Here is a 25,384-nt window from a genome sequence, read left to right on the forward strand (position 1 = left end):
GGGGGTCGCCGCGCGTCGAGCGCCAACCTCCATCCGTTGCAGGAAGACGAGCCCGGTCGAACCGACCCCCTCTGTCGCCTTCGGCGACATCTCCCCCTCAAGGGGGGAGATCACCCACGCCCGAAATGCCGGCTCACAACATCGACATGCGTGTCGTGCGCATGCGCTTCGAAACGCTCGGTTTCGCCGAGATCGTCCACCGCCTCGTTCGGCCACCAGCTGCCGCCGACCACGATTCCGTCCGAGACCAGCCTTTGCTCGGCGACCAGCAAAGCGCCGACCGAATCGACAAAGGTGAAGCGGCCCGGACGCAGCCGCAGCACCGCGATGTCGCCAACCGCACCCACCGCCAGCCTGCCGAGATCGGGCCTGGCGATCGCTTCGGCCGGCCGCTGTGTCGCGGCGCGCAGCACCTCGACCAGCGGCATGCCGAGCGCCAGCAGCTTCGACATGCACACCAGAATGTCGAAGGCCGGCCCGTCGACGCAGTAGAGATGCACGTCGCTGCTGATCACGTCCGGCGCCAGCCCCTCGCCGAGCATCGCCTTGGCCACTTCGAAATCGAACGAGCCCATGCCGTGGCCGATATCGAAGATGACGCCGCGCTCGCGCGCCAGCCGCATATCTGGCCGCACCGCCCCCGAGGCGAAGACCGGCGCGTTGGGAAACGGCCGGAAGCAGTGGGTGAGGATGTCGCCCTTGCGCAGCCGCGGCAGCACTTCCGAGCGGCCCGGCGGCGGCTCGTCTATGTGCGCCATCAGCGGCAGGCCGGCTTTGTCGGCGGCTTCGAGCGCGAGATCGACCGGCGCGATGCCGCTGGTGCCGCCGGCATGGCGACCCGAGCGGACCTTGACGCCGACAACCACGTCCGCGTGCTCGCGAGCCGCCGCTACGGTCTCGCGCGGTTCGCAGAGCCGGAGGTCGCTGCACTCGCCGACCGCCACGGTCTGCGAGAAGCCGAATATGCCGGCAAAGGAAATGTTGACATAGGCCAGGATGCGGACTTTCGAGCGCTCGATGACGTGGCGGCGAAAGCCGAGGAAATTGCCGGCGCCGGCGCTTCCGGCATCGATGAAGGTGGTGGTGCCGCTCTTTGCGGCGAGCCGGTCGGCATCGACGCCGAGCGACGTGCCGCCCCAATAAACATGGCTGTGCAGGTCGATCAGGCCCGGCGCGACGATCGAGCCCGTGGCATCGATGACGCGGGCGGCACGTTCGAAGGGGATTTCGGTGTCGATCGCGGCGATACGGCCGTCGGCAATCGCCAGATCGCGCTGCGCGTCGAGGCCGGACGCCGGATCGATGAGGCGGCCGCCTTTTATCAGGAGATCGAATTGCATCGCGCCTGTCTCCACTTTCCCGTCACGCCGGCCTGTAGGCAACGGCCTCGACCTCGATCTTGATGTCCATCATCAGCCGCGACTCCACTGTCGTGCGCGCCGGCGGGTCTTTCGGGAAATGCCTGGCATAGACGGTGTTGAAGATACCGAAATCGCGGGCGTCTTCGAGCCAGACCGTCGTCTTGACTACGTCGTCCAGGGTACAGCCGGCCAGCGCCAGTGCCGCCTTGACGTTCGACAGCACCTGCTCGGTCTGTTCGGCGATGCCGCCCTTGACCACCAGCCCGTCTGTGCCGACCGGCACCTGGCCTGAGACATAGACGAAATCGCCGGCCCTGACCGCCGGCGACAACGGCACATGGGATTTTCCAAAACATTGCTTGGGCAAGGAGGCCTCCTCTGGAAATCGTTGCGTGACCGCGCGACTTGTCAGCTTGGCGCGAGAGGACGCGGCCCCTCTGCGAGTCTCATCCAACATCTTCGAAGCCTATATCGCTTTGCCGCGAGAGCGCCAGAACGATCACTGCGCTCGGTGATCCTTCGCGCCAGCGTCTGGACCCGCGACACCAGCCCGCTCAGCGGTCGATCCGCGTCGACAGGATGATCGACGACGACGTGCGCTCGACTCCGTCCATGGCGCCGATCTGGTCGAGAAGCGTGTCGAGATCCCTGATCGACGGCGCCTCGACGATGACGATCATGTCGAAATTGCCGCTAACCGAGTGCAGCGTGCGAACCGGTGCAAGCGCCTGCAGGCTGCGCACCACCTTGTCGGCAAGCTTGGGGGTGACGGTGAGCAGGACATGCGCCCTGACCAGCCCCTGCTCGTAATCCGGCGACAGCCTGACCCCGTAGCCGGCGATGATGCCGCGCTCTTCCAGCCGCTCGATCCGGCTTTGCACCGTCGTTCGTGAGACGCCGAGGCGCCGCGCCAGTTCTGCGGTCGAGGCGCGCGCATTGGTGCGCAGCAGGGAAAGCAGAGCCTGGTCGGCATCGCTGAGCATTTCGACGAACCTTACCGTCACATTGCCCAAAGAGAGGCTGCGTTTCGTACAATCTCACGCTTCCTTTCGACAGGCAAGCTGCGATTCTAACCGTGAATTTAGCATTGGTGCGAGGGACCGGTCATGAAGGAAATCATCGTCGTCGGCGCCGGCAAGATCGGCTCAACCATTGCCGAGATGCTGGCTTCCACGGGCAACTACCATGTTACGCTCGTCGACCGCTCGGCGGCGCAGCTCGGCGCGGCCGAACTGCCTGAAACGGTCGAGACGCTGGAACTCGACATCGAAGCCGCCGGCACCCTCGAAGCGGCCCTGGCCGGCAAATTCGCGGTGCTCAGCGCGGCGCCCTTCCATCTGACCACGCGCATCGCCGAGGCGGCGGCCAGCGCCGGCGTGCACTATCTCGATCTGACCGAGGACGTCGTCAGCACCAGGCGGGTCAAGGAACTGGCGCGCTCCGGCAACAGCGCCTTCATCCCGCAATGCGGTCTGGCGCCCGGCTTCATCTCGATCGTTGCCAACGATCTCGCCAGCCGCTTCGACACGCTGGAAAGCGTGCGCATGCGGGTCGGCGCGCTGCCGCAGTACCCGTCGAATGCGCTGAACTACAATCTGACCTGGAGCACCGACGGCGTCATCAACGAATATTGCGAGCCTTGCGAGGCGATCGTCGAAGGCGAGCTGATCGAAGTGCCGCCGCTCGAGGAGCGTGAAGAATTCTCGCTCGACGGCGTCACCTATGAGGCGTTCAACACCTCGGGCGGGCTGGGCACGCTGGCCGAAACGCTGAAGGGCAGAGTGCGCACGCTGAACTACCGCACCATCCGCTATCCCGGCCATGCGGCGATCATGAAGGCGCTGCTCAACGACCTCGGCCTGCGCCACCGCCGCGACGTGCTGAAGGACATTTTCGAAAGCGCCCTGCCGGCGACGCTGCAGGACGTCGTCATAGTCTTCGTCACCGTCAGCGGCCGCAAGAACGGCCGACTGCTGCAGGAGACCTACGCCAACAAGATCTACGCCAGGCGCGACGGCGAAATGGTGCGCAGCGCCATCCAGATCACCACCGCATCGGCGATCTGCGCCGTGCTCGACATGCTCGCCGACGGCACCTTGCCGGCAAGAGGTTTCATCAAGCAGGAGGACATCGCCCTCGACGCGTTCCTGGCCAACCGCTTCGGCCGCGCCTATGCGCAGCACGAAATGGTTAGCCGGCTTGCGGGATGAGCTGCGTAATCTCCCCCCTCGAGGGGGAGATGTCGCCGAAGGCGACAGAGGGGGTCGCCTCGCGTAGAGCGCCAACCTCCATCTGTCGCAAGGGAGGTCGCATCCAGTCGAACCGACCCCCTCTGGCCTGCCGGCCATCTCCCCCTCAAGGGGGGAGAGCGCGAGCCATCAGACATGCAGTGCGTGCCCCAGCGCCTTCAGCGCCGCTTCCGGAAAACCCTCGCCCTGCGTCGGATGGGCATGGATCGTCCCGGCGATATCCTCCAGCGTCGCGCCCATCTCCAGCGCCAGCCCAAACGCAGTGGACAGCTCCGACACGCCCTGGCCGACGGCCTGGATGCCAAGCACCAGATGGTTGTCCGCCCGCGCCACTACCCGAACGAATCCGTCCTCGCCCAACTTCGTCATCGCCCGGCCATTGGCGGTGAAGGGAAACTGTCCGACCTTGATCTCGCCACGGGTCTTGGCCTCCTCCGGCGACAGGCCTGCGGTGACCAGCTCCGGATCGGTGAAACAGACAGCCGGGATCGCTCGTCTGTCCCAGCTGCGCTTGTGGCCGGCAACGATCTCGGCGACCATTTCGCCTTGCGCCATGGCCCGATGCGCCAGCATCGGCTCGCCGGTGACGTCGCCAATGGCAAAGATGCCGCGCATCGAGCTGCGGCACTGGTCGTCGATGCGGATGAAGGGTCCGGCCATGTCGAGGTCGATCTGCTCCAACCCCCAGCCTTCGGTCACCGGCTTGCGACCGACCGTGACCAGCATCTTGTCGGCAGCGATCTTGCCGTTCTTGCCGCCATTCGTCTCGACCAGCAGCGCGTCGCGCTTAGTGGACAGCCCCTTGGCCTTGGCGTTCACGAGCACCTCGATGCCGAGTTCGGCCAGCCGCTTCACCACCGGGCGGGTCAGTTCCGCATCATATTGCGCCAGCACGCGCGGCAACGCCTCGACCACGGTCACCTTGGCGCCCAGCTTGGCAAAGGCGATGCCGAGTTCCAGCCCGATATAGCCGCCGCCGACCACCGCCAGCCTCTCCGGAACTTCGCTCAGCGCCAGCGCCTCGGTCGACGAAATGACCGGACCGCCGAACGGCAGCGACGGCAGCTCGACCGGCGCCGAGCCGGTCGCTATCACCACCGTTTCGGCGCGGATCACCTGCATGCCGATCTCGGTCTCGACGGCAACGGTCTTGCCGTCGCGAAATGTCGCCCAGCCATGCACCGTCTTCACGCCAGCTTTCTTCAGCAGGCCGGCGACGCCGTTGTTCAGCCGGCTAACGATGCCGTCTTTCCAGGCAATGGTCGCCGCGAGATCAAGCGACGGTGCCGCGACCGTTATGCCGAGTGGACTTTTGCCGCCGGCCATGTGCGAGAGCTTTTCGAACTCTTCGGCTGCATGAATCAGCGCCTTTGACGGGATGCAGCCGACATTGAGGCAAGTGCCGCCCGGTCTGCCTGCCTCGACGATCACCGTATCGATGCCAAGCTGCCCGGCGCGGATGGCACAGACATAGCCGCCCGGACCGGCGCCGATGACCAGCAGCTTGCAGGAGATTTCCTTCATGTCAGCTGCGTCCTTTCGGGGATAAATGCCCCACCATCCGGCCGCTGCGCGCCTTTCCTTCTCCCCCTGTGGGAGAAGGTGGATCGGCGCGTAGCGCCGAGACGGATGAGGGGTGTTGGACGGAGTGCGGTAGGTGCCAAGCTGGAGCACCCCTCATCCGTCGCCTTCGGCGACACCTTCTCCCACAAGGGGAGAAGGGGGAGCCAGCGTCCCGGCGCCCCATGCTGCCGGGCGAGGGGGCCTTTGCGACCGTTCTCATCTCCTCAGTCCACAAAAATCAGCGCCGGCGTCTCCAGCAGCGTCTTGATCCGCTGGATAAACACCGCCGCGTCCCAGCCGTCGATGACGCGGTGGTCGAAGCTGGAGGACAGGTTCATCATCTTGCGCGGGATGAACTGACTGCCGTCCCATACCGGCCGCACCATCATCTTGTTGACGCCGACGATCGCCACTTCCGGATGATTGATCACCGGCGTCGTCGCCACGCCGCCCATGGCGCCCAGCGAAGTGATGGTGATGGTCGATCCCGACAGTTCGTCGCGCGTCGCCGTGCCGGATTTTGCCGCCTCGGCCAGCCTGACAACCTCGGCTGCACAGTCCCAGATGTCGCGCGCCTCGGCGTGCTTGACCACCGGCACCATCAGCCCGGAAGCCGTCTGCGCGGCGATGCCGATATGGACGCCGCCATGCTTGTGGACGATGCCGGCTTCGTCGTCGAACAGTGCGTTGACATTGGGCTGGTCGGCGATTGCCTTGACCATCGCCCGCATCAGGAACGGCAGCAGCGTCAGCTTCGGCCTGTCCGCGCCGGGCCGCTTCTCCTTGTTGAGCGCGGCGCGCAAATCCTCGAGCGCGGTGACGTCGATCTCCTCGACATAGGTGATATGCGGGATGCGCGACCTGGCCAGCGTCATCTTCTCGGCGATCCTTCGCCTGAGCCCGACTATCTTGATGTCCTCGACCGCCTCGTTGCGGGCGAGGCCAGGGGCCTTCGCGAGCTGCGGTCCGCGTGCCAGGAAGGCGTCGATGTCCTCGTGCCGGATGCGGCCGGCCGGGCCGGTTCCCGGGACCTGCCGAAGGTCGATGCCGGCCTCTTTCGCCCTGAGGCGGACGGCCGGCGAGGCCAGTGGCTTTTCGCCCTCGGGGCGCGGCGCACCGACCGGCGCTATACCCCCGAAAGCCGGCGCAGTACCCCCACCCCTAACCCCTCCCCACAAGGGGGAGGGGGACTCCGTATCCGCCGTTCGTGCGCCCTCGGTTCTTGGCACATGCCCGACCAAGGGCGAGCTGGACCTGGCTTCGGCTTTGGCGGCCGAAGCTCGTCCCCCTCCCCCTTGTGGGGAGGGGCTAGGGGTGGGGGTAGGTGCCGCCTCACCCTCCGCCGATTTCGCGCCTGCGTTCACATTGCCCTCGCCCGCCACCTTCAACCTGACAATCGGCGAGCCGATCGCCACCGTGTCGCCGATCTCGGCGCCCAACCAGACGATCTCGCCATCGACGGGCGACGGAATTTCGACCGTCGCCTTGTCGGTCATGACAGCGGCAAGCACGGCGTCCTCGCGCACGAGATCGCCGACCTTGACCTGCCATTCGACGAGCTCGGCCTCGGCGACGCCTTCGCCGACATCGGGCAGCTTGATGACATATTCGCCCATCGTTCCCTCTTCAGGCTTCCATCGTTTCGACCAGCGCGCGGCCTAGCCGGGCAGGACCGGGAAAATAGTCCCACTCCTGCGCATGAGGATAGGGCGTGTCCCAGCCGGTGACCCGCGCCACCGGCGCTTCCAGATGATAGAAGCAGCTCTCCTGAACCAGCGCCGAAAGTTCGGCACCGAACCCCGATGTCAGCGTCGCCTCGTGCACGATGACGCAGCGCCCGGTCTTGTTGACCGAGGCGACGATCGTCTCGAGATCGAGCGGCAGCAGTGTCCTCAGATCTATGATCTCGGCATCGATGCCGGTCTCCTCGGCTGCCGCCTGGGCGACATAGACCATCGTGCCATAGGCAAGCACGGTGACTGCCGCACCCGGCCGTCGGATCACCGCCTTGCCGAGCGGCACCGTGTAATGGCCGTCGGCAACCTCGCCGAGCTCATGTTTCGACCATGGCGTTACCGGCCGCTCATGATGACCGTCGAACGGGCCGTTATAAAGCCGCTTCGGCTCCAGGAAGATCACCGGGTCCGGATCCTCGATCGCCGCGATCAGCAAGCCCTTGGCGTCATGCGGGTTCGAGGGCACCACGACTTTCAGGCCGGAGACGTGGGTGAACAGCGCCTCCGGGCTCTGGCTGTGGGTCTGGCCGCCGAAAATGCCGCCGCCGGTCGGCATTCTCACGACGATCGGGCAGGTGAAATCGCCGTTCGACCGGTAGCGCAGCCGCGCCGCTTCCGAGACAATCTGGTCGTAGGCTGGATAAACATAGTCGGCAAACTGCACCTCGACACAAGGCTTCAGCCCGTAGGCGGCCATGCCGATGGCCGCGCCGACAATGCCGGATTCGCTGATCGGCGCATCGAAGCAGCGGCCCTTGCCGTATTTCGCCTGCAGGCCTTGCGTGCAGCGGAAGACGCCGCCGAAGAAGCCGACATCCTCGCCGAACACGATGACTTGGCTGTCGCGCGCCATCGACACGTCCATGGCGTCGCGGATCGCCTCGATCATGGTCCGCCGCGGCATGGTCAGACCCCTGCCTGTTGGCGCTGGCGCCTGAGATGCGGCGGCATCTCGGCATAGACGCCCTCGAACATGTCGCGCGCCGAGGGCTTGCCGCCGGCATGCAGGGTGCCATGGCGCTCGGCCTCCCGCTGCGCCGAAATCACCGTGTCAAGGATTTCCGCCTCGGCCTGGGCGTGGCGTTCGTCCGACCAGACGCCGCGCTGGATGAGATGGTTCTTCAGCCTGACGATCGGGTCGCCGAGCGGCCAGGCATCGGACTCGGCCTTCGGCCGGTAGGCCGACGGGTCGTCGGAGCTCGAATGGGCGCCGACGCGGTAAGTGACGTATTCGACCAGCGTCGGCCCGAGATTGCTGCGCGCCCGTTCCGCCGCCCATTTGGCCACCGCATGGACGGCGAGATAGTCGTTGCCGTCGACGCGCAGCGACGGAATACCGAAGCCGAGCCCACGGGCGGCAAAAGTACCGGAGCCGCCGCGGGCGATGCCCTGGAAGGTCGAGATCGCCCACTGGTTGTTGACGACGTTGAGCACGACCGGCGCCTTGTAGGTCGAGGCAAACACCAGCGCCGAATGGAAGTCGGATTCGGCAGTCGAGCCGTCGCCGATCCAGGCGGCGGCGATCTTTGAATCATTGCTGATTGCCGAGGCCATCGCCCAGCCGACCGCCTGGATGTACTGCGTCGCCAGGTTGCCGGAGATCGAGAAGAAGCCGTGCTCCTTCGATGAATACATGATCGGCAATTGCCGCCCTTTCAGCGGATCGGCCTCGTTCGAATAGATCTGGTTCATCATCGTGACCATCGGGTAGCCGTCGGCGATGAGCAGGCCGGCCTGCCGATAGGTCGGAAAATTCATGTCGCCGCGCGACAGCGCCTTGCGGAAGGCGCAGCTCACTGCCTCTTCGCCGAGATGCTGCATGTAGAAAGAGGTCTTGCCCTGGCGCTGCGCCATCTGCATGCGCGCATCGAAGCTGCGCAGCGTCATCATATGGCGCAGCCCCTCCAGCAACTCGTCGTCCGAAAGCAGCCCTGCCCACGGCCCGACCGCCTCGCCGGCGCGGTTGAGCACGCGGATGATCGAGAAGGCCAGATCGCGGATGTCGCGCGGGTCGACGTCGATCTTCGGGCGCGGCACCGAGCCAGCTTTTGGAATGCTCACATTGGAGAAATCCGGCGTCCCGCCCGGCCGCACTTCCGGTTCCGGAACATGGAAGCGCAGCATTCCGGCATCGGCCATGATCTCGGTCCTCCACTGTTGCCCGGCCAGGATACTTGCACACCGCCAGACCAGTGCCAATTCGTCGGGCGAGGCTTCGCTGCCGCTGGCTGCTGCCCGCGGCAGACAGGATGGAGATATGTCGGCGAAATTTCTTGTCGATCTTCCGCGCCGGCGCGCAATTTGGGAGATGATTGCGCCGGGTTTCCCGCCAGATAAGGCAATGCGTCGGGTTGGGCGGCGCGAGCACCTCCTTCTCCCCTTGTGGGAGAAGGTGGCCGAGCGAAGCTCGGTCGGATGAGGGGTGTTCCAGCTCGGCACCAACAGCGCTCCGGCCAGCACCCCTCAACCGTCTTGGCGCTGCGCGCCAATCCACCTTCTCCCACAAGGGGGAGAAGGAAAGGAGGGCGGCGCCGTTCACCCCGCGCCCGCGTCATGCTAATCAGCGCCCATGGCACAAAAGAAAGCATACGAGGTCGATGCATGGCTCGCGAAGCCGGATCCGCGCGTCTCGATCGTGCTGCTTTACGGTCCCGATCGCGGGCTGGTTGCCGAGCGGGCAAAGGCCTTTGCCGGCAAGACCGGCCTGCCGCTCGACGATCCGTTCTCGGTCGTCAGGCTGGACGGATCGGAAGTCGATCGCGACGAGGGCCGTCTGCTCGACGAGGCGCGCACCGTGCCGATGTTTTCGGAGCGGCGCCTGCTATGGGTGCGCAACGCCGGCGCTCAGAAGGCGCTTGCCGATGACGTCAAGGCGCTGACGTCGGAGCCCGCGCGGGACGCCATCATCCTCATCGAGGCCGGCGACTTGAAGAAGGGCGTCGGCCTGCGCGCCGTGGTGGAGGCGGCGGACAATGCCATGGCTCTGCCTTGCTACGCCGATGAGGCCAGGGACATCGACACGGTCATCGACGACGAACTGCGCAAGGCCGGCATGTCGATGACGCTGGAGGCGCGGCAGGCGCTGCGCCGCAATCTCGGCGGCGACCGGCTGGCCTCGCGCGGCGAGATCGAGAAGCTGGTGCTTTACGCGCATGGCCAGGCCGAAATCGGCCTCGACGACGTCAAGGCGACGTCTGGCGATGTCTCGGGCCTCTCCTTCGACGCGGCGGTCGACGCCCTGCTCGAAGGCAGGATCGCCGACTTCGATACCGCCTTCACCCGCCATTGCCAGTCCGGCGGCCAACCCTTTCTGGTACTTTCATCGGCGATGCGGCAGTTGCAGGCGATTCAGGCGATGCGCGGCCTGATGGACGCCGGCGGCCGCAATGCCGCTTCGGTCGTTGCCGCGGCGCGCCCGCCGGTGTTTTTCTCCAGGCGCAAGCTGGTCGAGAAAGCCCTCGAACGCTGGAGCAGCGAGGCGCTCGGCCGCGCCCTCAACCGCCTGCAGACGGCGGTGCTGCAGACACGCCGGCGGCCGGATCTGTCGGTCGCGCTGGCACGCCAGGCCCTGCTCGGCATCGCCGTGGAGAGTGCCAGGCTGGCGCAGCGCCCCTGATCTCCCCCCTTGAGGGGGAGATGTCGCCAAAGGCGACAGAGGGGGTCACAGCGCGTAGAACACCAGCCCCTTCCGCGACGACAGAGGAGGTGGCGCTTGAAATTTGACGACCCCTTCTGGCCTGCCGGCCATCTCCCCCTCAAGGGGGGAGATTAACTACTTCGACGATTTCGCCAATCACCGCACGGCAGCAAAAATCTTATTTGCCGGCTAATTTTAGCAACCTACCTACTCCCGCTTCAGCCTTCGGCAAAGCTCGTCGAGCTGCTCCAGCGTCCGGTAGGCGACGCTGATCACGCCGCCGCGCTGGTTGTGCTCGATCGTGACAATCATGCCGATCGTGCTGGTCATCAGCCGCTCCAGCGCCAGCGTGTCGGCATCCTTTTGCGGCGGTGCGGCGGGCTGGCGTTTTGCCGACGGCGCGCCGACCGGCAGCTGCGCCAAGGCCTCGGCCTGGCGCACCGAAAGCCCCTCATCGATGATCCGCTTGGCAAGCCCGGCCGGGTCGTTGGCCGTCACCAGGGTACGGGCGTGGCCGGCCGAGAGCGACCCGTCGACCAGCATGTCGCGGATGACGTCGGGCAGCTTGAGCAGTCTCAACGTGTTGGCGACATGGCTGCGGCTCTTGCCGATCACCTGGCCGAGATCGGCCTGGGTATAGCCATGGTCGTCGATCAGCTGCTGGTAGCCGAGCGCCTCCTCGACCGGGTTGAGGTCGGTGCGCTGGACGTTTTCGATGATCGCCAGTTCGAGCGCCGTGCGATCGTCGACGTCGCGCACGATAATCGGGATTTCGGTCAGCCCGGCGCGTTGCGCCGCGCGCCAGCGTCGCTCGCCGGCGATGATCTCGTAGCGGCCCGGTTGGGTTTTCGACGGCCGCGCCACCACCGGCTGCACCACGCCATGTTCGCGGATCGACTGGGCGAGGTCGGTCAGGTCGGCGTCGCCAAAATGCCGGCGCGGGTTTTTCGGATTGGGGCTGAGGAACTCGATCGGCACCTTGCCGTCGCCCGCCAACCCGGGCTTTTCCGGTGCCGCTGGGCGATCGATTTCGCCGATCAGGGCCGCCAGTCCCCGTCCCAGTCTTTTCCTCGAAGGGTCTTCGTTCATCGTCCGTCCAGATCGTTTCGGTATCGAATCGGGTTTATTATTTACAACCGGTTAAGCGGCACGCAATTTGCGCTCGCGGCGGATGACTTCCGAGGCAAGCTGCAGATAGGCCTGGCTGCCCGAACATTTGAGGTCGTAGAGAATCGCCGGTTTGCCGTAGGACGGCGCCTCGGAAACGCGGACATTGCGCGGGATGACGGTTTCATAGACCTTGTCGCCCATATGCGCCCGCACATCCTGCACCACCTGGTTGGCGAGATTGTTGCGCCCGTCGAACATGGTCAGCACGATGCCCTGGATCGTCAGGTCGGGGTTGATCGAGCGGCGCACCTGCTCGACCGTCTCCAAAAGCTGGCTCAGGCCCTCCAGCGCGAAAAACTCGCACTGCAGCGGCACCAGCACCGAATCGGCCGCAGCCATCGAATTCAGTGTCAGCAGGTTGAGCGACGGCGGGCAGTCGATCAGCACATAGCCGAAATTGGCCGAGCGCTCAGCCGAAGCCCGCAGAGCGTTGCGCAGCCGCAGCACCCGATCCGGCGCCGAGGCGATTTCCATCTCGATGCCGAGCAGGTCGAGCGTCGACGCTACGATCGACAGGCCAGGCACCGCCGTCGGGATCGCCGCCGCTTCGAGATCCAGCTCGCCGGTCAGCACATCATAGGACGAGACGGTGCGGTCGCGCCGGTCGATGCCAAGCCCGGTGCTGGCGTTGCCCTGCGGGTCGAGATCGACGATCAGCACCTGTTCGCCTATGGCCGCCAGCGCGGTGGCCAGATTGATGGCGGTCGTCGTCTTGCCGACGCCGCCCTTCTGGTTGGCGACGGTGATGATTCGGGGGCCGTTCTTCATCATGGGTCTATGCCAGAAATTCATTTGGGTCGCCGGTCACAAGCAGGGTGCTGTCGCAAGTCGGATACTTCGAGAATGACGCCCTGCGCGTCGGTTGCACTGGCATGTTCTACCAGATCGAAAGACCATCGTTGAGCGCTTTCTGCCACTTCGGCGCGGTAATCCCGGCCTTTGTGAAACAGGCCGCGCGACCCCTTGGTCAGCCACGGTGCTGCCAGGTCGAGCAAGCCGGGCAGCGAGGCGAGTGCCCTGGCTGTGACGATTTGCGGTGCTGGAACAAGCGGATAGCTGTCTTCGATGCGGCGCGCGATAACCTTGGCGGGCAGGCCGAACTGCCCGATGACCGCTTGCAGGAACGATGCTTTTTTCCGGTTGCTTTCAACCAGGTCGATACCGGCGCCGTCCCGCTCGGCAAGCAAAAAGGCCAGCACAAGGCCGGGAAACCCACCGCCGGAGCCGAGATCGACCCAGCGCTTCGCCTCTGGTTTGATTCGCGCCAGCTGCGCGCTGTCGAGGATGTGGCGGCGCCAGACATCGTCCTGCGTCGATTGCGCGGCCAGATTGATCCGGCGGTTCCATTTCCGGAAGACGGCCTCGAACTCGACCAGGCGATCGAATGTTTCACGTGAAACCGGGCCCGCTGCCGCCTGCAGGTTTGCCCAGGACGCAGCGCTCACGCGACCTGCTTTCGCGCGGCCGCCTCGGCATTGCGGACATGGGCGACAATAACCGCCAGCGCGGCCGGCGTCATGCCTTCCATGCGTTGCGCATCGGCAATCGAGCGCGGCTGGCGTGCCAGCATCTTCTGCTTCAACTCGTTCGACAGGCCGGGAACAGAAGCAAAGTCGAGCGACTCGGGAATAAGCCTGCTCTCCTCATGCCTGATCTGCGAAACATCGGCCTGCTGGCGGTCGAGATAGACAGAATATTTGGCTTCCGTTTCAAGACGTTCGGCCGTTTTGCTGTCGATCGCCGCGAAAGCCGGCTCGACCCCCGCCAGCCAGGCTATGTCGACGCCGGGATAGGCCAGCAACTCATAGGCCGAGCGGCGGACGCCGTCCCGGTTGATTTCGAGCCCATGGCGCGCTGCCTCATTGGGGGTCATGGTGGTGCCGAGGGCGAGCTGTCGCGCCTTCTCAAGGTCTTGCATACTATTGTTGAACCGCTGCATCCGCTCCGGCGAGGCAATCCCCAGCCTTATCGCCAGTGGCGTCAGCCGCTCATCGGCGTTGTCGGCTCGCAGCGATAGCCGGAACTCGGCCCGCGAGGTGAACATGCGGTAGGGTTCGGCAATGCCGCGGCTGGTCAAATCGTCGACCATCACGCCGATATAGGCTTCGGTGCGGCTGAGCAAGATTTCCTCGCTCGCCGACGCCTTGCGCGCTGCATTCAAGCCGGCAAGCAGCCCCTGCGCGCCGGCCTCCTCGTAGCCGGTGGTGCCGTTGATCTGGCCGGCGAGGAAAAGGCCGGCGATCCGCCTGGTTTCCAGCGTCGGCTTGAGCTCGCGTGGATCGACATGGTCATACTCGATGGCATAGCCCGGCTGCAGCATGGTTGCCCGCTCCAGCCCCGGAATGGTCTTCAGGATGTCGAGTTGCACGTCCTCGGGCAGCGAGGTCGAAATGCCGTTCGGGTACACCGTGTCGTCGTCCAGCCCTTCCGGCTCCAGAAAGATCTGGTGGCCTTCGCGGTCACCGAACTTGACGATCTTGTCTTCGATCGACGGGCAATAACGCGGCCCGACGCCTTCGATCGAGCCCGAATACATGGCCGAGCGGCCGAGATTGGCGCGAATCAGCTCGTGCGTCGCATTGGTCGTTCGGGTGATGCCGCAATGGATCTGCGGATTTTCGATGCGATCGGTGAGCAGCGAGAACGGCACGGGGTCCTCGTCCGCCGCCTGGCTCTCCAGTGACGCCCAATCGATCGTCCTGCCGTCCAGCCGCGGCGGCGTGCCGGTCTTCAGCCGCCCGAGCTTGAAGCCGGCGCGGCTCATCGTCGCCGACAGGCCGATGCTCGCCTGCTCGTTCATGCGGCCGGCGACGATCTTCTTCTCGCCGATATGGATCAGCCCGCGCAGAAAAGTGCCGGTCGTCAGCACCACGGCGCCGCAGGCGAGCCGGCTTCCATCCGCCAGCAGCACCGCCGCGATGCGTCCGTCGTCGATTTCCCCGTCGTTGATTTCGAAATCCAGCACCTCGCCTTCGATGACATCGAGGCCAGCCTGTTCGCGAATCGCCGCCTGCATGGCGAGCCGATAGAGTTTTCGGTCGGCCTGCGTCCGTGGCCCGCGCACCGCCGGTCCTTTGCGGCGATTGAGCAAACGGAACTGGATGCCTGCGGCATCGGCGACGCGCCCCATCAGCCCGTCCATGGCGTCGATCTCGCGAACCAGGTGGCCCTTGCCGAGGCCGCCGATCGCCGGATTGCAAGACATCACGCCGATCGTGTCGAAGCGCAGCGTCACCAGCGCCGTTCTGGCGCCAGCCCGCGCGGCCGCACTAGCCGCCTCGCAACCAGCATGACCGCCGCCCACCACCACCACATCATAGTGATTGGTCATTTCAGAATCCCGAATTCAAGTGGACCGACACATGTCCCTGGAGACACGCGCTGTCAAGGACGCAGGGCCTTCAGACGCATGACTGCCCCCGACAATGCAGACAGAGATCGCCTGGCGCCGCCCTGTCTTTCCTTCTCCCCCCTTTGTGGGAGAAGGTGGATTGGCGCGCAGCGCCAAGACGGTTGAGGGGTGCTGGACGGAGCACTGTTGGTGCCAGGCTGGAACACCCCTCATCCGACCGAGCTTCGCTCGGCCACCTTCTCCCCTTTGGGGGAGAAGGGGAGACGCTACGAGCGAGATCGTTTCACGTGAAACAGTCCCCCCTATTCCTGGGCCCATGTTTCACGTGAATCACCCCGGTGTGCTCCTTCCCCTATGTTTCACGTGAGTCATTTGCCGATACAGAACTGCGAAAAGATAACGTCCAGCATATCCTCGACATCGACCGCCCCAACGATGCGTCCAAGCCGATCCGCCGCCAGGCGCAGTTCCTCGGCCCGTAGCTCCTGGCCGCGATCACCACTGACCACTGCTGCGAGCAGGAAGCGTTTCGTCTCGTTGAGCAGCTCGACGTGCCGCAGCCGCGACGGCAGGACATCGCCGGCCTTGCCGATCTGGACTGCGGCACGACGCCCGATCTCGTCCAGCAGTTCGGTCAGACCCGTGCCGTCCCGCGTCGAGATAGCGAAATCATAGTGCGCCGCAGGCGAGGGCGATTTGCCCCCCAGCAGGTCAATTTTTGTTCCGACCCTCAGCGCCTGAATGTCGCCCGGCAGCATACCGATCGCGATTGGCTCCGCCAGATCCTCCAGCAGCAACAGCAGATCGGCGCTGTGCGCCTTGGTCCTGGCCTTCTCGATGCCGATCGCCTCGATCTTGCCGGGCGCCTCCCGCAGACCGGCGGTGTCGGTTACCCTGACCCGCACCCCTTGCAGGTCCAGTACCACCTCGAGCAGGTCGCGGGTCGTGCCCGGCTCGTCGGTGACGATGGCCGCTTCGCGCCGCGCCAGGGCGTTGAACAGGCTGGACTTGCCGGCATTCGGCGCGCCGAGGATGACGACTTCGAACCCGTCGCGGATAATTTCGGCAGCGCGGAAGCCGGCGACATGGCGCTCGATTTCGTCGATCATGGCCCGGACATCGGACCAGACCGTATCGGCGACCGAGCCCGGCACGTCATCCTGGTCGGCAAAGTCGATCTCGGCCTCGATCATCGCGCGGGCGTGGATCAGCCGTCTGCGCCAGCCCAGATAGAGTTCGCTCTGCACGCCTTGGGCGTTGTGAACGGCAAAGCGCCGCTGCGCCTCGGTTTCAGCGTTGATGAGATCGGCCAGCGCCTCGGTCTCGACCAGATCGAGCTTGCCGTTGAGAAAGGCGCGGCGGGTGAATTCGCCAGGCTCGGCATGCCTGACGCCGTCGCAGGAGGCGATCGTTTCCAGCATGCTCGCCACGACGGCGCGCCCGCCATGCACATGGAACTCTGCAACGTCCTCGCCGGTAAAACTGTCGGGACCGGCAAAGAAGACGACCAAGCCGCTGTCCAGCACCGATCCGTCGGGCGCCCGGAACTTGCGATAGGTGGCAACGCGGTTTGGCACCTTCGATCCAGCAATCGTTTCGACAGCGAATCGACTCTGCGGCCCGGAAATCCGGATCACCGCAATGCCGGCCGGCAGGCGCCCGCTCGACAGCGCCACGATGGAGTCTTTTGAAATCATTTGCCCGCTCTGCCGAAGCGCCCTAGCTATGCCTGTTCAATCCGCATCGAGTAGTGCCGTGACATTGCCTGCACAAAACCTGCTTGCCGAAGAGGCCAGCCCCTATCTGCAGCAGCACAGCGGCAATCCCGTGCACTGGCGGCCATGGTCGCCCGCCGCTCTGGCCGAAGCAAAGGTGCTGCAGCGTCCGATCCTGCTCTCTGTCGGCTACGCCGCGTGCCATTGGTGCCACGTCATGGCGCATGAGAGCTTCGAGAACGACGACGTCGCCGCCGTCATGAACCGTCTCTTCGTCAATATCAAGGTCGACCGCGAGGAGCGCCCCGACATCGACCAGATCTACATGGCGGCGCTGTCCTCGATGGGCGAGCAGGGCGGCTGGCCGCTGACCATGTTCCTGACCCCGGACGGCAAGCCGTTCTGGGGTGGCACTTACTTTCCGCGCGAAGCCCGCTACGGCCGGCCGGGTTTCGTCCAGGTGCTGGAGGCGGTTGACAAGGCTTGGCGGGAGAAGAAAGAAAGCGTTAACCAGAGTGCCGACGGCCTGACCACGCATGTCGAGATGAGGCTGGCGGGCAGCCATGGCAAGGCCGTGCTCGACCGCGGCATGCTGGCGAACCTCGCCAATGGCATTGACGGCATGATCGACCGCGATTTGGGCGGTCTGCGCGGCGCGCCGAAATTCCCCAACGCGCCGTTCATGCAGAGCCTCTGGCTGACCTGGCTGCGCGACGGCACCGCATCGCACCGCGACGCCGTTCTCCTCAGCCTCGAAAAGATGCTGGCCGGCGGCATCTATGACCATATTGGCGGCGGACTCAGCCGCTACTCGACCGACGCCGAATGGCTGGTCCCGCATTTCGAAAAAATGCTCTACGACAATGCCCAGCTCATCCGCTTGTGCAATTGGGCCTATGCGTCAACCGGCGAGGAATTGTTCCGGCTGCGAATCGAAGAGACCATTGCCTGGCTGTTGCGCGAAATGCGAGTCGAGGGCGATGCCTTCGCCGCCAGCCTTGATGCCGATAGCGAGGGCGAGGAGGGGTTGTTCTACACCTGGAGCAGGGATGAGCTAGAAGCAGCCCTTGGCGACGATTCAGCATTGTTTTTCAAATACTTCACGCTTGCCGACCCGCATGGTTGGGAAGGCAAGCCGATCATTTGCCAGACTGATGCTCAACAGGCGCAGAGCGTCATCGATCGTGACCTTCTGGTTCCGCTCAAGCAAAGGCTGCTGGCAGCGAGGGAACAGCGCGTGCGGCCCGGGCGTGACGGCAAGGCCCTGACCGACTGGAACGGCTTGATGATCGCAGCCCTTGCCGAGGCCGGACGGTCGCTTGGCCGATCCGACTGGATCGAAGCGGCGGCAACGGCCTTTGGCGCAATTGCGGCTGCCGGACGTGACGGCCGCCTGCCGCATTCGATGCTCGGCGCAAAGAAGCTGTTTCCGGCTCTGTCGAGCGACTATGCCGCCATGGCCAACGCCGCCATCTCACTGTTCGAGGCGACCGGCAATCCCGGCTACATCGATCGCGCCGGGAACTTCATTGAGCAACTCGATCTTTGGCACCGGGACAGCGACAAGACCGGCTACTATCTGACCGCGTCCGACAGCGCGGATGTGCCGATCCGCATCCGCGGCGATGTCGACGAAGCCATTCCTTCCGCTACCGGCCAGATCATCGAGGCTCTGGTCCGATTGTCGTCGCTTTCGGGCGATCTCGATCTCTGGGAAAAAGCCTGGACAGTCGCAGAGCACGCGGGCGGGCGGGCGGAGCACCAGGGCTATGGCCAGGCGGGTATAGTCAATGCCTGTGCCTTGGCGCTTGAACCGCTGAAGCTGGTGATTGTGGATAGACCGGAGACTCTAAGGCTTGTTCCGGTTGCGAATCGAAATCCAGACCCGCGCCGGGTGGACGTCGTCGTGCCTGTTGGCTCGGCGACAAATCTGCCGGCCTTGCCAGGCGGCGTCCTGCCGCCAACGACCGAGCCCGGCGCCTGGCTCTGCACGGGGCAGGTCTGCCTGCCGGTGATAACCGACGCTGAGGAACTCGAGCGGCAGTTGCGCCGTCGATAGGTCGAGGTGCACAGAACCGGAACGCCGGCGGGACAGCGCCTTGCCCCCTTTACGTATTCATCGAATCGAAGAAATCCGCGTTGGTCTTGGTCTGCTTGAGCTTGTCGATAAGGAACTCGATGGCGTCGGTCGTTCCCATCGGCGCCAGGATGCGGCGCAGCACGAAGATCTTCTGCAGGTCCTGGCGCGGGACCAGCAGGTCCTCCTTGCGGGTGCCGGATTTGAGGATGTCCATGGCCGGATAGATGCGCTTGTCCGCCACCTTGCGGTCGAGCACGATTTCCGAATTGCCGGTGCCCTTGAACTCTTCGAAGATGACCTCGTCCATGCGGCTGCCGGTATCGATCAACGCCGTCGCGATGATGGTCAGCGAGCCGCCTTCCTCGATGTTGCGGGCAGCACCGAAGAAGCGCTTCGGCCGCTGCAGCGCGTTGGCGTCGACACCACCGGTCAGCACCTTGCCGGATGACGGCACGACGGTGTTGTAGGCGCGGCCGAGGCGGGTGATCGAATCCAGCAGGATGACGACGTCACGGCCGTGCTCGACCAGGCGCTTGGCCTTCTCGATGACCATTTCGGCAACCTGGACGTGGCGCACCGCCGGCTCGTCGAAGGTCGAGGATACCACCTCGCCCTTCACCGAGCGCTGCATGTCGGTGACTTCCTCCGGCCGCTCGTCGATCAGAAGCACGATCAAATAGCATTCCGGATGGTTGGTGGTGATCGAATGGGCGATGTTCTGCAATAGCACCGTCTTGCCGGTGCGCGGCTGCGCCACGATCAACGCGCGCTGGCCCTTGCCGAGCGGCGCCACCAGGTCGATGACGCGCGCCGAAATATCCTTGGAGGTCGGAACCTCCATCTCCATCTTCAGCCGCGAGGTCGGATAAAGCGGCGTCAGATTGTCGAAATGAATTTTATGGCGGATTTTTTCCGGGTCGTCGAAATTGATCGTGTTGACCTTGAGCAGCGCGAAATAGCGCTCGCCCTCTTTCGGGCTGCGGATCGGCCCTTCAACCGTATCGCCCGTCTTCAGCGAGAACCGCCGGATCTGCGACGGTGAAATATAGATGTCGTCGGGACCCGGCAGATAGTTGGCATTGGCGGAGCGCAGGAAGCCAAAGCCGTCCTGCAGCACTTCGACGACGCCGTCGCCGATGATCTCGATATCCTGGGTCGCCAGCCTCTTCAGGATCGCGAACATCAGCTCCTGCTTGCGCATGACGCTGGCGTTCTCGACCTCGAGCGATTCCGCATAAGCGATCAGCTCTGGCGGTTTCTTGTTCTTGAACTCTGTGAGTTTCATTTCTTGCATCATTAGACGGACTCTGAGTAAGCTTTGGGAAAAATATCGGCGGGATGCGACAAATGCCGGGCGCGGCCGAAGCGATAAATGGGCGGCGCATGACGGGAAGGAAGACCCGTCTTTTATCGTCGGTCGGTTGAAAGAGCAAGCCGCCTTTTGCGGGCAACCGAAGACGTCAGAACGGTTTCACGATTACCAGAACGACGATGACGATCATCAGCAATGTAGGGATCTCGTTGACGATCCGCCAGTGCCTTGCCGATTTTTCATTGCGGTCTTCGGCAAATGTCCGGACGGCGCCGGCGAGATAGCCATGCACGGCCGACAGGCCAACCACCGCAGCGATCTTGGCATGCAGCCAGCCGCCTTGAAAACCAAAGCCTTTCCAGGCGAGCCACAGGCCGAATGCCCAGGTGATCACCATTGCCGGATTGATGATGCCGCGCAGCAGGCGGCGCTCCATCACCTTGAAAGTCTCCGACTGGACGGAGCCTTTTTCGGCATCGGCATGATAGACCAGCAAGCGCGGCAGATAGAGCATGCCAGCCATCCAGGAGATGACGGCAATCACATGGATCGCCTTCGCCCAGGGATAGAAATCATCGGGCCCGAAGAAAAACAGCAGCCCGGCCAGCACCAGGAAGATGGCGATCGCAATTGCCGCGCGGCGCATCGCCCCTCGACCGCTGTTGGTGCTGTTCGCATTGTCTGCGCCCATCATCGTCACGATGCGCTCCGCACCAGTTTCACCATCTGCTCGACATGCGCCAGCGGCGTCTCCGGCGTGATGCCGTGGCCGAGGTTGAAGATCAGTGGTCCGTCGCCCAGCGCCTTCAGGATCGCCCCCACGCCGTCGGCAAGCGCTTTGCCGCCGGCTACAAGCCGCAGCGGATCGAGATTGCCCTGCACGGCGCCGTCACGCTGCAATTCCTTCGCGCTCGACAACGGCACGGTCCAGTCGAGGCCCAGCCCGGTCACGCCGGTCTTCTGGCGATAGCTTCGATAGTGATCTCCCGCGCCCTTGGGAAAGCCGATGACCGGAACATTGGGATGGGCAGCCTCCACTTGCCGGACGATCGAGGCCACCGGCTCGACGCAGAACAATTCGAAAGACGCTTCGTCGAGCACGCCTGACCACGAATCGAAGATCTGCACCACGTCGGCGCCGGCCGCGATCTGGCGGATCAGATAGGCAGCCGAATGATCGGCGAGCACCTTCAGCAGCCGAAGAAAGGCCGCCGGCTCGCGATAGGCGAACAGCCTGGCCGGCGCCTGGTCGGGCGTACCGTGGCCGGCAATCATGTAGGTCGCCACCGTCCAGGGCGCACCGCAGAAGCCGATCAGCGTCGTTTCATCAGGCAGTCTGGCGCGCAACCGCCGCACCGTCTCGTAGACCGGCTCGAGATTCACGTGAAACGTTTCGCCGTCGAGAGCCGCAATTTCCGCAGCCGTGATCGGCGTCAGCAGCGGGCCGCGTCCTTCCTCGAAGCGCACGTCGCGGCCGAGCGCATGCGGCACGACAAGAATATCGGAAAACAGGATCGATGCATCGAAGCCGAAGCGTTCGATCGGCTGCAGCGTCACTTCGACGGCGAGATCCGGGTCGTAGCAAAGATCGAGGAAGGATCCGGCCCGTCTCCTCGTCTCCCGGTATTCCGGCAGATAGCGGCCGGCCTGGCGCATCACCCAGAGCGGTGGCGGAAACGCCGCCTTGCCTGTCAACACGTCCAGCACGATCCGGTCTTGAGGCATTGAGCACTCGCCTTTCCAGGCTTCCCTATAATTAAATATTCTATTTTTAGGAATCTTATGATTCTAAGAGTCTGTTGGTTGTGGTGGTTGTCTCCTGTCCCGCTTTGCCCTCGAAAAGACCAGCCAGCATATTGTCGCGCGCTTCTCCAACGGGATTGCAGGACTTTGTGGAAAGTCGGGAATTTACGACTGGAGTCAATGCGTTGCCGCCAAGCCAGGGAAATTGCCCCTGTGGATGAAGCGACGGCAAGAAGCTCCGTCCCCGGACTTGTCCCCAACCGCCCGGAGAAGCCGACAGCACATCGAATTGTGGACAAACCGGCATCTGATACAGTCGCTTTGCGGTGGCCGAGTTTTCCGCCCGGCTTATCCACATCGGCCCACAGCCTGGAATGTATCCTGTGAACAAACCGCAAAGCTTCTTTCATCTTCACCTGATTTCCGACGCGACCGGCGAAACGCTGCTGGCCGCCGGCCGCGCGGCTTCCGCGCAATACAAGGACGCGCGCGCCATCGAACATATCTACCCGCTCATCCGCACCGAAAAGCAGGTGACGAAGGTGTTCGAAGATATCGAGGAGGAGCCAGGCATCATCCTCTACACGGTGGTCGACCAGAAGCTTGCCCGCGGCATCGACGAACGCTGCGCGGCGATGGGCCTGCCCTGCGTCTCGGTGCTGGAACCGGTGCTGACGGTGTTCCAGTCCTATCTCGGCACGCCTGCCGGCCGCCGCGTCGGCGCCCAGCATGTGCTGGACGCCGAATATTTCCGCCGCATCGACGCGCTCAACTTCACCATGGAGCATGACGATGGCCAGCTGCCGGCCAATATGGATGATGCCGACATCGTGCTCGTCGGCATCTCCCGCACCTCGAAGACGCCGACCAGCATCTATCTCGCCAATCGCGGCATCAAGACCGCCAACATCCCGATCGTGCTCGGCGTTCCGGTGCCCGAAAGCCTGGTCAATGCCACGAGGCCGCTGATCGTCGGCCTGGTCGCCACCGCCGAACGGATCTCGCAGGTCCGGCAGAACCGCATTCTCGGCACCAGCGCCTACGAACCGACCGACTATGTCGACCGCGCCGCGATCGCCGAAGAGCTCGCCTATGCCCGCCAGATATGCACGCGGCACGGCTGGCCGATGATCGACGTCAGCCGCCGTTCGATCGAGGAGACGGCGGCGGCCATCGTTGCCCTGCGCGGCAAGACGCGGTAGGGCGTGTGATATTCAGGTGATGCCGGCCTGCAAACGGCGGTTTCCTGCGCTTCCGGTGCTCACGTACGAAAAGTACGCTCCGCTCCGGTTCTCGGAAGCCACCGTTTTCGGCGCGGCCTGACCTGAATCTCGACGCACCCTAGTGACGCCAGCAAACGGGCGAAAAAAATGGCCGAAAAAATCATCCTTGCCTCGGGCAGCCCGTTCCGCAAAGCGCTGCTCGTCAATGCCGGCGTCACTGTCGAAGCGGTTCCGGCTTCTGTCGATGAGCGCGCGCTCGAGGCGCCGCTGCAGAACACTGGCGTGTCGCCGGAGGACGTCGCCCTGGTGCTCGCCGAAGCCAAGGCCACCGACGTCAGTGAGCGCAAGCCCGGCGCCCTGGTGCTCGGCTGCGACCAGACGCTGTCGCTCGGCGACGAGCTGTTCCACAAGCCGGCCGACATGGAAGGAGCGCGCCGTCATCTGCTGGCGCTGTCGGGCAAGACGCATCATCTCAACAGCGCCGTCGTGCTCGGCCGTGACGGCCAGGTTCTGTGGCGGCATGTCGGCATCGCCAGCCTGACCATGCGCAAGCTCGATCCGGCCTTCATCGGCCGCCATCTGGCGCGCGTCGGCGCCAAGGCGTTGTCCAGTGTCGGCGCTTACCAGATCGAAGGCGAAGGCATCCAGCTGTTCGAAAAAATCGAAGGCGACTATTTTACTATTGTCGGCTTGCCACTTTTGCCGGTGCTGGCCAAGCTGCGTGAGTTCGGGGCGATCGATGGCTGAGGCCCCAAAAAAAGCCTTCGTCACCGGCCACCCGATCGCGCATTCCAGGTCTCCGAAGATCCACGGCCACTGGCTGGCGAAATACGGCATCGACGGCGTCTACGAGGCCATCGACGTTGCACCGGAGGCCTTTGCCGAATTCCTGCAGACGCTGCAGGCACAAGGCTATCGCGGCGGCAACGTCACCATCCCGCACAAGGAAGCCGCCTTCGCTTTGGCCAAGCGGCGTGACGCCGACGCCGAACAGATCGGTGCGGTCAATACACTGTGGTTCGAGAATGGCGAATTGTGCGGCGGCAACACCGATGCCCATGGCTTTGCCGCCAATCTGGACGAATATGCACCGGGCTGGGCGGCCAACGGCCCCGCCGTGGTGCTCGGTGCCGGCGGCGCCGCTCGCGCGGTCATCCATGCGCTGAAGCAGCGCGGCGTCAGCGACATCCGCATCGTCAACCGGACGCTTGCGAGGGCGCAGGAGCTGCGCGACCGCTTCGGTGCCGGCGTTTCCGCCCACAACCTCGCGGCGACCGGCGAATTGCTCGAAGATGCCGGCCTGCTGGTCAACACGACAGCGCTCGGCATGCATGGCAATGAAGGCCTGTCCGCGGATCCAGGCAGACTGCCGGACCGCGCCATCGTCACCGACATCGTCTACGTGCCGCTGGAGACGCCGCTGCTTGCTACCGCCAGAGCGCGCGGCCTGAGAACCGTCGATGGGCTCGGCATGCTGCTGCACCAGGCGGTGCCCGGCTTCGAGCGGTGGTTCGGCATCAGGCCAGAAGTCACCGCCGAACTGCGGCAAATAATTATTGCCGATATCGGCGCGATAAAATGATCGTGCTCGGCCTCACCGGATCGATCGGCATGGGCAAATCGACCGCGGCCAAGATGTTCGCCGAGGCCGGCGTGCCGGTCCATGATTCCGACGAGGCTGTGCATCGCCTTTATGCCGGCAAGGCCGCGCCCTTGGTCGAGGCGGCCTTTCCCGGCACCACCCGATCCGGTGCGGTCGACCGCGCGGCACTGGCGGAGCGGGTGCTCGGCGACGCCGCCGCGCTGAAACGGCTGGAAGCGATCATCCATCCGCTGGTCCGTGCCGACGCCGATGCCTTCCTGGCTGAACATCGTGCCGCCGGCGCGCCGCTTGCCGTGCTCGATATACCGCTGCTGTTCGAGACCGGCGGCCGCAACCGCGTCGACAAGGTCGTGGTCGTCACCGCGCCGCGCGAAGTCCAGCGCGCCCGCGTGCTGGCGCGGCCGGGCATGAACGAGGAGAAACTGGCGTCGATCCTGGCCAGGCAGGTTCCCGACACCGAAAAGCGCCGGCGCGCCGACTTTGTCATCGACACCGGTCAGGGCTTTGACGCCACTCGCGCGGCCGTCAAGGCCATCATCGCCGAACTAGTCGTGGATAAGGCAGCCAGGCCTGGTTAAGAGGCTTGCAGCCCGCATTACTTGTTGCCATTTTGTTCCGGGCGTGATTCGGCTAGAATGAT

General features: G+C 64.4%; 22 protein-coding genes. 7 read left to right on the forward strand and 15 right to left on the reverse strand.

Annotation, left to right across the window (positions count from 1 at the left end; genetic code table 11):
- Positions 1–110: 110 nt before the first annotated feature.
- The 3 genes from NKH41_RS11855 to NKH41_RS11865 form a co-directional block, all read right to left on the reverse strand.
- On the reverse strand, positions 111–1,340 hold the full coding sequence (locus tag NKH41_RS11855) for an amidohydrolase/deacetylase family metallohydrolase (RefSeq protein WP_352770103.1): 1,230 nt from the start codon (positions 1,338–1,340) through the stop codon (positions 111–113).
- 22 nt (positions 1,341–1,362) lie between these two features.
- Positions 1,363–1,728, reverse strand: coding sequence for a RidA family protein (locus tag NKH41_RS11860; protein ID WP_352491263.1), 366 nt, complete (start codon positions 1,726–1,728; stop codon positions 1,363–1,365).
- Positions 1,729–1,915: 187 nt separating this feature from the next.
- Positions 1,916–2,344 (reverse strand): Lrp/AsnC family transcriptional regulator, encoded by a 429-nt coding sequence (locus NKH41_RS11865; RefSeq protein WP_352770106.1) that lies wholly within the window; start codon positions 2,342–2,344, stop codon positions 1,916–1,918.
- 123 nt (positions 2,345–2,467) lie between these two features.
- Between NKH41_RS11865 and NKH41_RS11870 the strand changes: the two genes are divergently transcribed.
- Positions 2,468–3,571 (forward strand): saccharopine dehydrogenase family protein, encoded by a 1,104-nt coding sequence (locus NKH41_RS11870; RefSeq protein ID WP_352770108.1) that lies wholly within the window; start codon positions 2,468–2,470, stop codon positions 3,569–3,571.
- 168 nt (positions 3,572–3,739) lie between these two features.
- Here the strand turns inward: NKH41_RS11870 and lpdA are convergent, their stop codons facing one another.
- The 4 genes from lpdA to NKH41_RS11890 form a co-directional block, all read right to left on the reverse strand.
- Positions 3,740–5,134 carry a dihydrolipoyl dehydrogenase gene (lpdA, locus tag NKH41_RS11875; protein ID WP_352770109.1) on the reverse strand — a complete coding sequence of 465 codons (1,395 nt, stop codon included), beginning with the start codon at positions 5,132–5,134 and terminating at the stop codon, positions 3,740–3,742.
- A 263-nt stretch (positions 5,135–5,397) separates the two neighbouring features.
- Entirely contained in the window at positions 5,398–6,789 is a 1,392-nt protein-coding gene (locus NKH41_RS11880; protein WP_352770111.1) for a dihydrolipoamide acetyltransferase family protein, read from the reverse strand.
- 10 nt (positions 6,790–6,799) lie between these two features.
- On the reverse strand, positions 6,800–7,813 hold the full coding sequence (locus NKH41_RS11885) for an alpha-ketoacid dehydrogenase subunit beta (RefSeq protein ID WP_352770114.1): 1,014 nt from the start codon (positions 7,811–7,813) through the stop codon (positions 6,800–6,802).
- A 2-nt stretch (positions 7,814–7,815) separates the two neighbouring features.
- Positions 7,816–9,048 carry a 3-methyl-2-oxobutanoate dehydrogenase (2-methylpropanoyl-transferring) subunit alpha gene (locus tag NKH41_RS11890; RefSeq protein ID WP_254817940.1) on the reverse strand — a complete coding sequence of 411 codons (1,233 nt, stop codon included), beginning with the start codon at positions 9,046–9,048 and terminating at the stop codon, positions 7,816–7,818.
- 430 nt (positions 9,049–9,478) lie between these two features.
- Between NKH41_RS11890 and holA the strand changes: the two genes are divergently transcribed.
- Positions 9,479–10,525, forward strand: a complete 1,047-nt coding sequence (gene holA / locus NKH41_RS11895) for a DNA polymerase III subunit delta (protein WP_352770117.1) — start codon at positions 9,479–9,481, stop codon at positions 10,523–10,525.
- A 228-nt stretch (positions 10,526–10,753) separates the two neighbouring features.
- Here holA and NKH41_RS11900 read toward each other — a convergent pair whose 3' ends face one another.
- The 5 genes from NKH41_RS11900 to mnmE form a co-directional block, all read right to left on the reverse strand.
- Entirely contained in the window at positions 10,754–11,635 is an 882-nt protein-coding gene (locus tag NKH41_RS11900; RefSeq protein ID WP_352770120.1) for a ParB/RepB/Spo0J family partition protein, read from the reverse strand.
- 51 nt (positions 11,636–11,686) lie between these two features.
- Positions 11,687–12,487, reverse strand: coding sequence for a ParA family protein (locus NKH41_RS11905; RefSeq protein ID WP_352770122.1), 801 nt, complete (start codon positions 12,485–12,487; stop codon positions 11,687–11,689).
- 17 nt (positions 12,488–12,504) lie between these two features.
- Positions 12,505–13,161, reverse strand: a complete 657-nt coding sequence (gene rsmG / locus NKH41_RS11910) for a 16S rRNA (guanine(527)-N(7))-methyltransferase RsmG (RefSeq protein ID WP_352453673.1) — start codon at positions 13,159–13,161, stop codon at positions 12,505–12,507.
- On the reverse strand, positions 13,158–15,047 hold the full coding sequence (gene mnmG, locus NKH41_RS11915) for a tRNA uridine-5-carboxymethylaminomethyl(34) synthesis enzyme MnmG (protein WP_352932644.1): 1,890 nt from the start codon (positions 15,045–15,047) through the stop codon (positions 13,158–13,160). The genes rsmG and mnmG overlap by 4 nt, the downstream gene beginning before the upstream one ends.
- A 389-nt stretch (positions 15,048–15,436) precedes the next feature.
- Complete coding sequence (gene mnmE / locus NKH41_RS11920) at positions 15,437–16,765, reverse strand: tRNA uridine-5-carboxymethylaminomethyl(34) synthesis GTPase MnmE (protein WP_352770129.1); 1,329 nt, start codon at positions 16,763–16,765, stop codon at positions 15,437–15,439.
- Between the two features lie 58 nt (positions 16,766–16,823).
- Here mnmE and NKH41_RS11925 point away from each other — a divergent pair, with 58 nt between their 5' ends.
- Complete coding sequence (locus NKH41_RS11925) at positions 16,824–18,842, forward strand: thioredoxin domain-containing protein (RefSeq protein ID WP_352770132.1); 2,019 nt, start codon at positions 16,824–16,826, stop codon at positions 18,840–18,842.
- Positions 18,843–18,891: 49 nt separating this feature from the next.
- Here the strand turns inward: NKH41_RS11925 and rho are convergent, their stop codons facing one another.
- From rho to hemE, 3 genes are all read right to left on the reverse strand, one after another.
- On the reverse strand, positions 18,892–20,157 hold the full coding sequence (gene rho / locus NKH41_RS11930) for a transcription termination factor Rho (protein ID WP_023675925.1): 1,266 nt from the start codon (positions 20,155–20,157) through the stop codon (positions 18,892–18,894).
- Positions 20,158–20,323: 166 nt separating this feature from the next.
- Positions 20,324–20,866 (reverse strand): protoporphyrinogen oxidase HemJ, encoded by a 543-nt coding sequence (gene hemJ / locus NKH41_RS11935; RefSeq protein ID WP_352614786.1) that lies wholly within the window; start codon positions 20,864–20,866, stop codon positions 20,324–20,326.
- A gap of 5 nt (positions 20,867–20,871) precedes the next feature.
- Positions 20,872–21,900 carry a uroporphyrinogen decarboxylase gene (gene hemE / locus NKH41_RS11940; RefSeq protein ID WP_352770135.1) on the reverse strand — a complete coding sequence of 343 codons (1,029 nt, stop codon included), beginning with the start codon at positions 21,898–21,900 and terminating at the stop codon, positions 20,872–20,874.
- Positions 21,901–22,301: 401 nt separating this feature from the next.
- Between hemE and NKH41_RS11945 the strand changes: the two genes are divergently transcribed.
- The 4 genes from NKH41_RS11945 (at position 22,302) to coaE (ending at position 25,322) form a co-directional block, all read left to right on the forward strand.
- Positions 22,302–23,120: a pyruvate, water dikinase regulatory protein gene (locus NKH41_RS11945; protein ID WP_254817949.1), complete on the forward strand. Its 819-nt coding sequence runs from the start codon at positions 22,302–22,304 to the stop codon at positions 23,118–23,120.
- Positions 23,121–23,288: 168 nt separating this feature from the next.
- The gene (locus tag NKH41_RS11950; protein WP_352473997.1) at positions 23,289–23,888 is read left to right on the forward strand and encodes a Maf-like protein; all 600 of its coding nucleotides are present in this window, start codon (positions 23,289–23,291) and stop codon (positions 23,886–23,888) included.
- Complete coding sequence (locus NKH41_RS11955) at positions 23,881–24,723, forward strand: shikimate dehydrogenase (protein WP_352770138.1); 843 nt, start codon at positions 23,881–23,883, stop codon at positions 24,721–24,723. The genes NKH41_RS11950 and NKH41_RS11955 overlap by 8 nt, the downstream gene beginning before the upstream one ends.
- Positions 24,720–25,322 (forward strand): dephospho-CoA kinase, encoded by a 603-nt coding sequence (gene coaE / locus NKH41_RS11960; protein ID WP_352770141.1) that lies wholly within the window; start codon positions 24,720–24,722, stop codon positions 25,320–25,322. The genes NKH41_RS11955 and coaE overlap by 4 nt, the downstream gene beginning before the upstream one ends.
- The last annotated feature ends 62 nt before the right edge of the window (positions 25,323–25,384 follow it).

This window comes from Mesorhizobium sp. M1169, from assembly GCF_040318345.1.
Taxonomy (GTDB): Bacteria; Pseudomonadota; Alphaproteobacteria; order Rhizobiales; family Rhizobiaceae; genus Mesorhizobium.

Coding starts and splice junctions, on each gene's coding strand:
- NKH41_RS11855 (WP_352770103.1), bottom strand. CDS start 1,340: ATGCAATTCGATCTCCTGATAAAAGGCGGCCGCCTCATCGATCCGGCG.
- NKH41_RS11865 (WP_352770106.1), bottom strand. CDS start 2,344: ATGCTCAGCGATGCCGACCAGGCTCTGCTTTCCCTGCTGCGCACCAAT.
- NKH41_RS11870 (WP_352770108.1), top strand. CDS start 2,468: ATGAAGGAAATCATCGTCGTCGGCGCCGGCAAGATCGGCTCAACCATT.
- lpdA (WP_352770109.1), bottom strand. CDS start 5,134: ATGAAGGAAATCTCCTGCAAGCTGCTGGTCATCGGCGCCGGTCCGGGC.
- NKH41_RS11880 (WP_352770111.1), bottom strand. CDS start 6,789: ATGGGCGAATATGTCATCAAGCTGCCCGATGTCGGCGAAGGCGTCGCC.
- NKH41_RS11885 (WP_352770114.1), bottom strand. CDS start 7,813: ATGCCGCGGCGGACCATGATCGAGGCGATCCGCGACGCCATGGACGTG.
- NKH41_RS11890 (WP_254817940.1), bottom strand. CDS start 9,048: ATGGCCGATGCCGGAATGCTGCGCTTCCATGTTCCGGAACCGGAAGTG.
- holA (WP_352770117.1), top strand. CDS start 9,479: ATGGCACAAAAGAAAGCATACGAGGTCGATGCATGGCTCGCGAAGCCG.
- NKH41_RS11900 (WP_352770120.1), bottom strand. CDS start 11,635: ATGAACGAAGACCCTTCGAGGAAAAGACTGGGACGGGGACTGGCGGCC.
- NKH41_RS11905 (WP_352770122.1), bottom strand. CDS start 12,487: ATGATGAAGAACGGCCCCCGAATCATCACCGTCGCCAACCAGAAGGGC.
- mnmG (WP_352932644.1), bottom strand. CDS start 15,047: ATGACCAATCACTATGATGTGGTGGTGGTGGGCGGCGGTCATGCTGGT.
- mnmE (WP_352770129.1), bottom strand. CDS start 16,765: ATGATTTCAAAAGACTCCATCGTGGCGCTGTCGAGCGGGCGCCTGCCG.
- rho (WP_023675925.1), bottom strand. CDS start 20,157: ATGCAAGAAATGAAACTCACAGAGTTCAAGAACAAGAAACCGCCAGAG.
- hemJ (WP_352614786.1), bottom strand. CDS start 20,866: ATGGGCGCAGACAATGCGAACAGCACCAACAGCGGTCGAGGGGCGATG.
- hemE (WP_352770135.1), bottom strand. CDS start 21,900: ATGCCTCAAGACCGGATCGTGCTGGACGTGTTGACAGGCAAGGCGGCG.
- NKH41_RS11950 (WP_352473997.1), top strand. CDS start 23,289: ATGGCCGAAAAAATCATCCTTGCCTCGGGCAGCCCGTTCCGCAAAGCG.
- NKH41_RS11955 (WP_352770138.1), top strand. CDS start 23,881: ATGGCTGAGGCCCCAAAAAAAGCCTTCGTCACCGGCCACCCGATCGCG.
- coaE (WP_352770141.1), top strand. CDS start 24,720: ATGATCGTGCTCGGCCTCACCGGATCGATCGGCATGGGCAAATCGACC.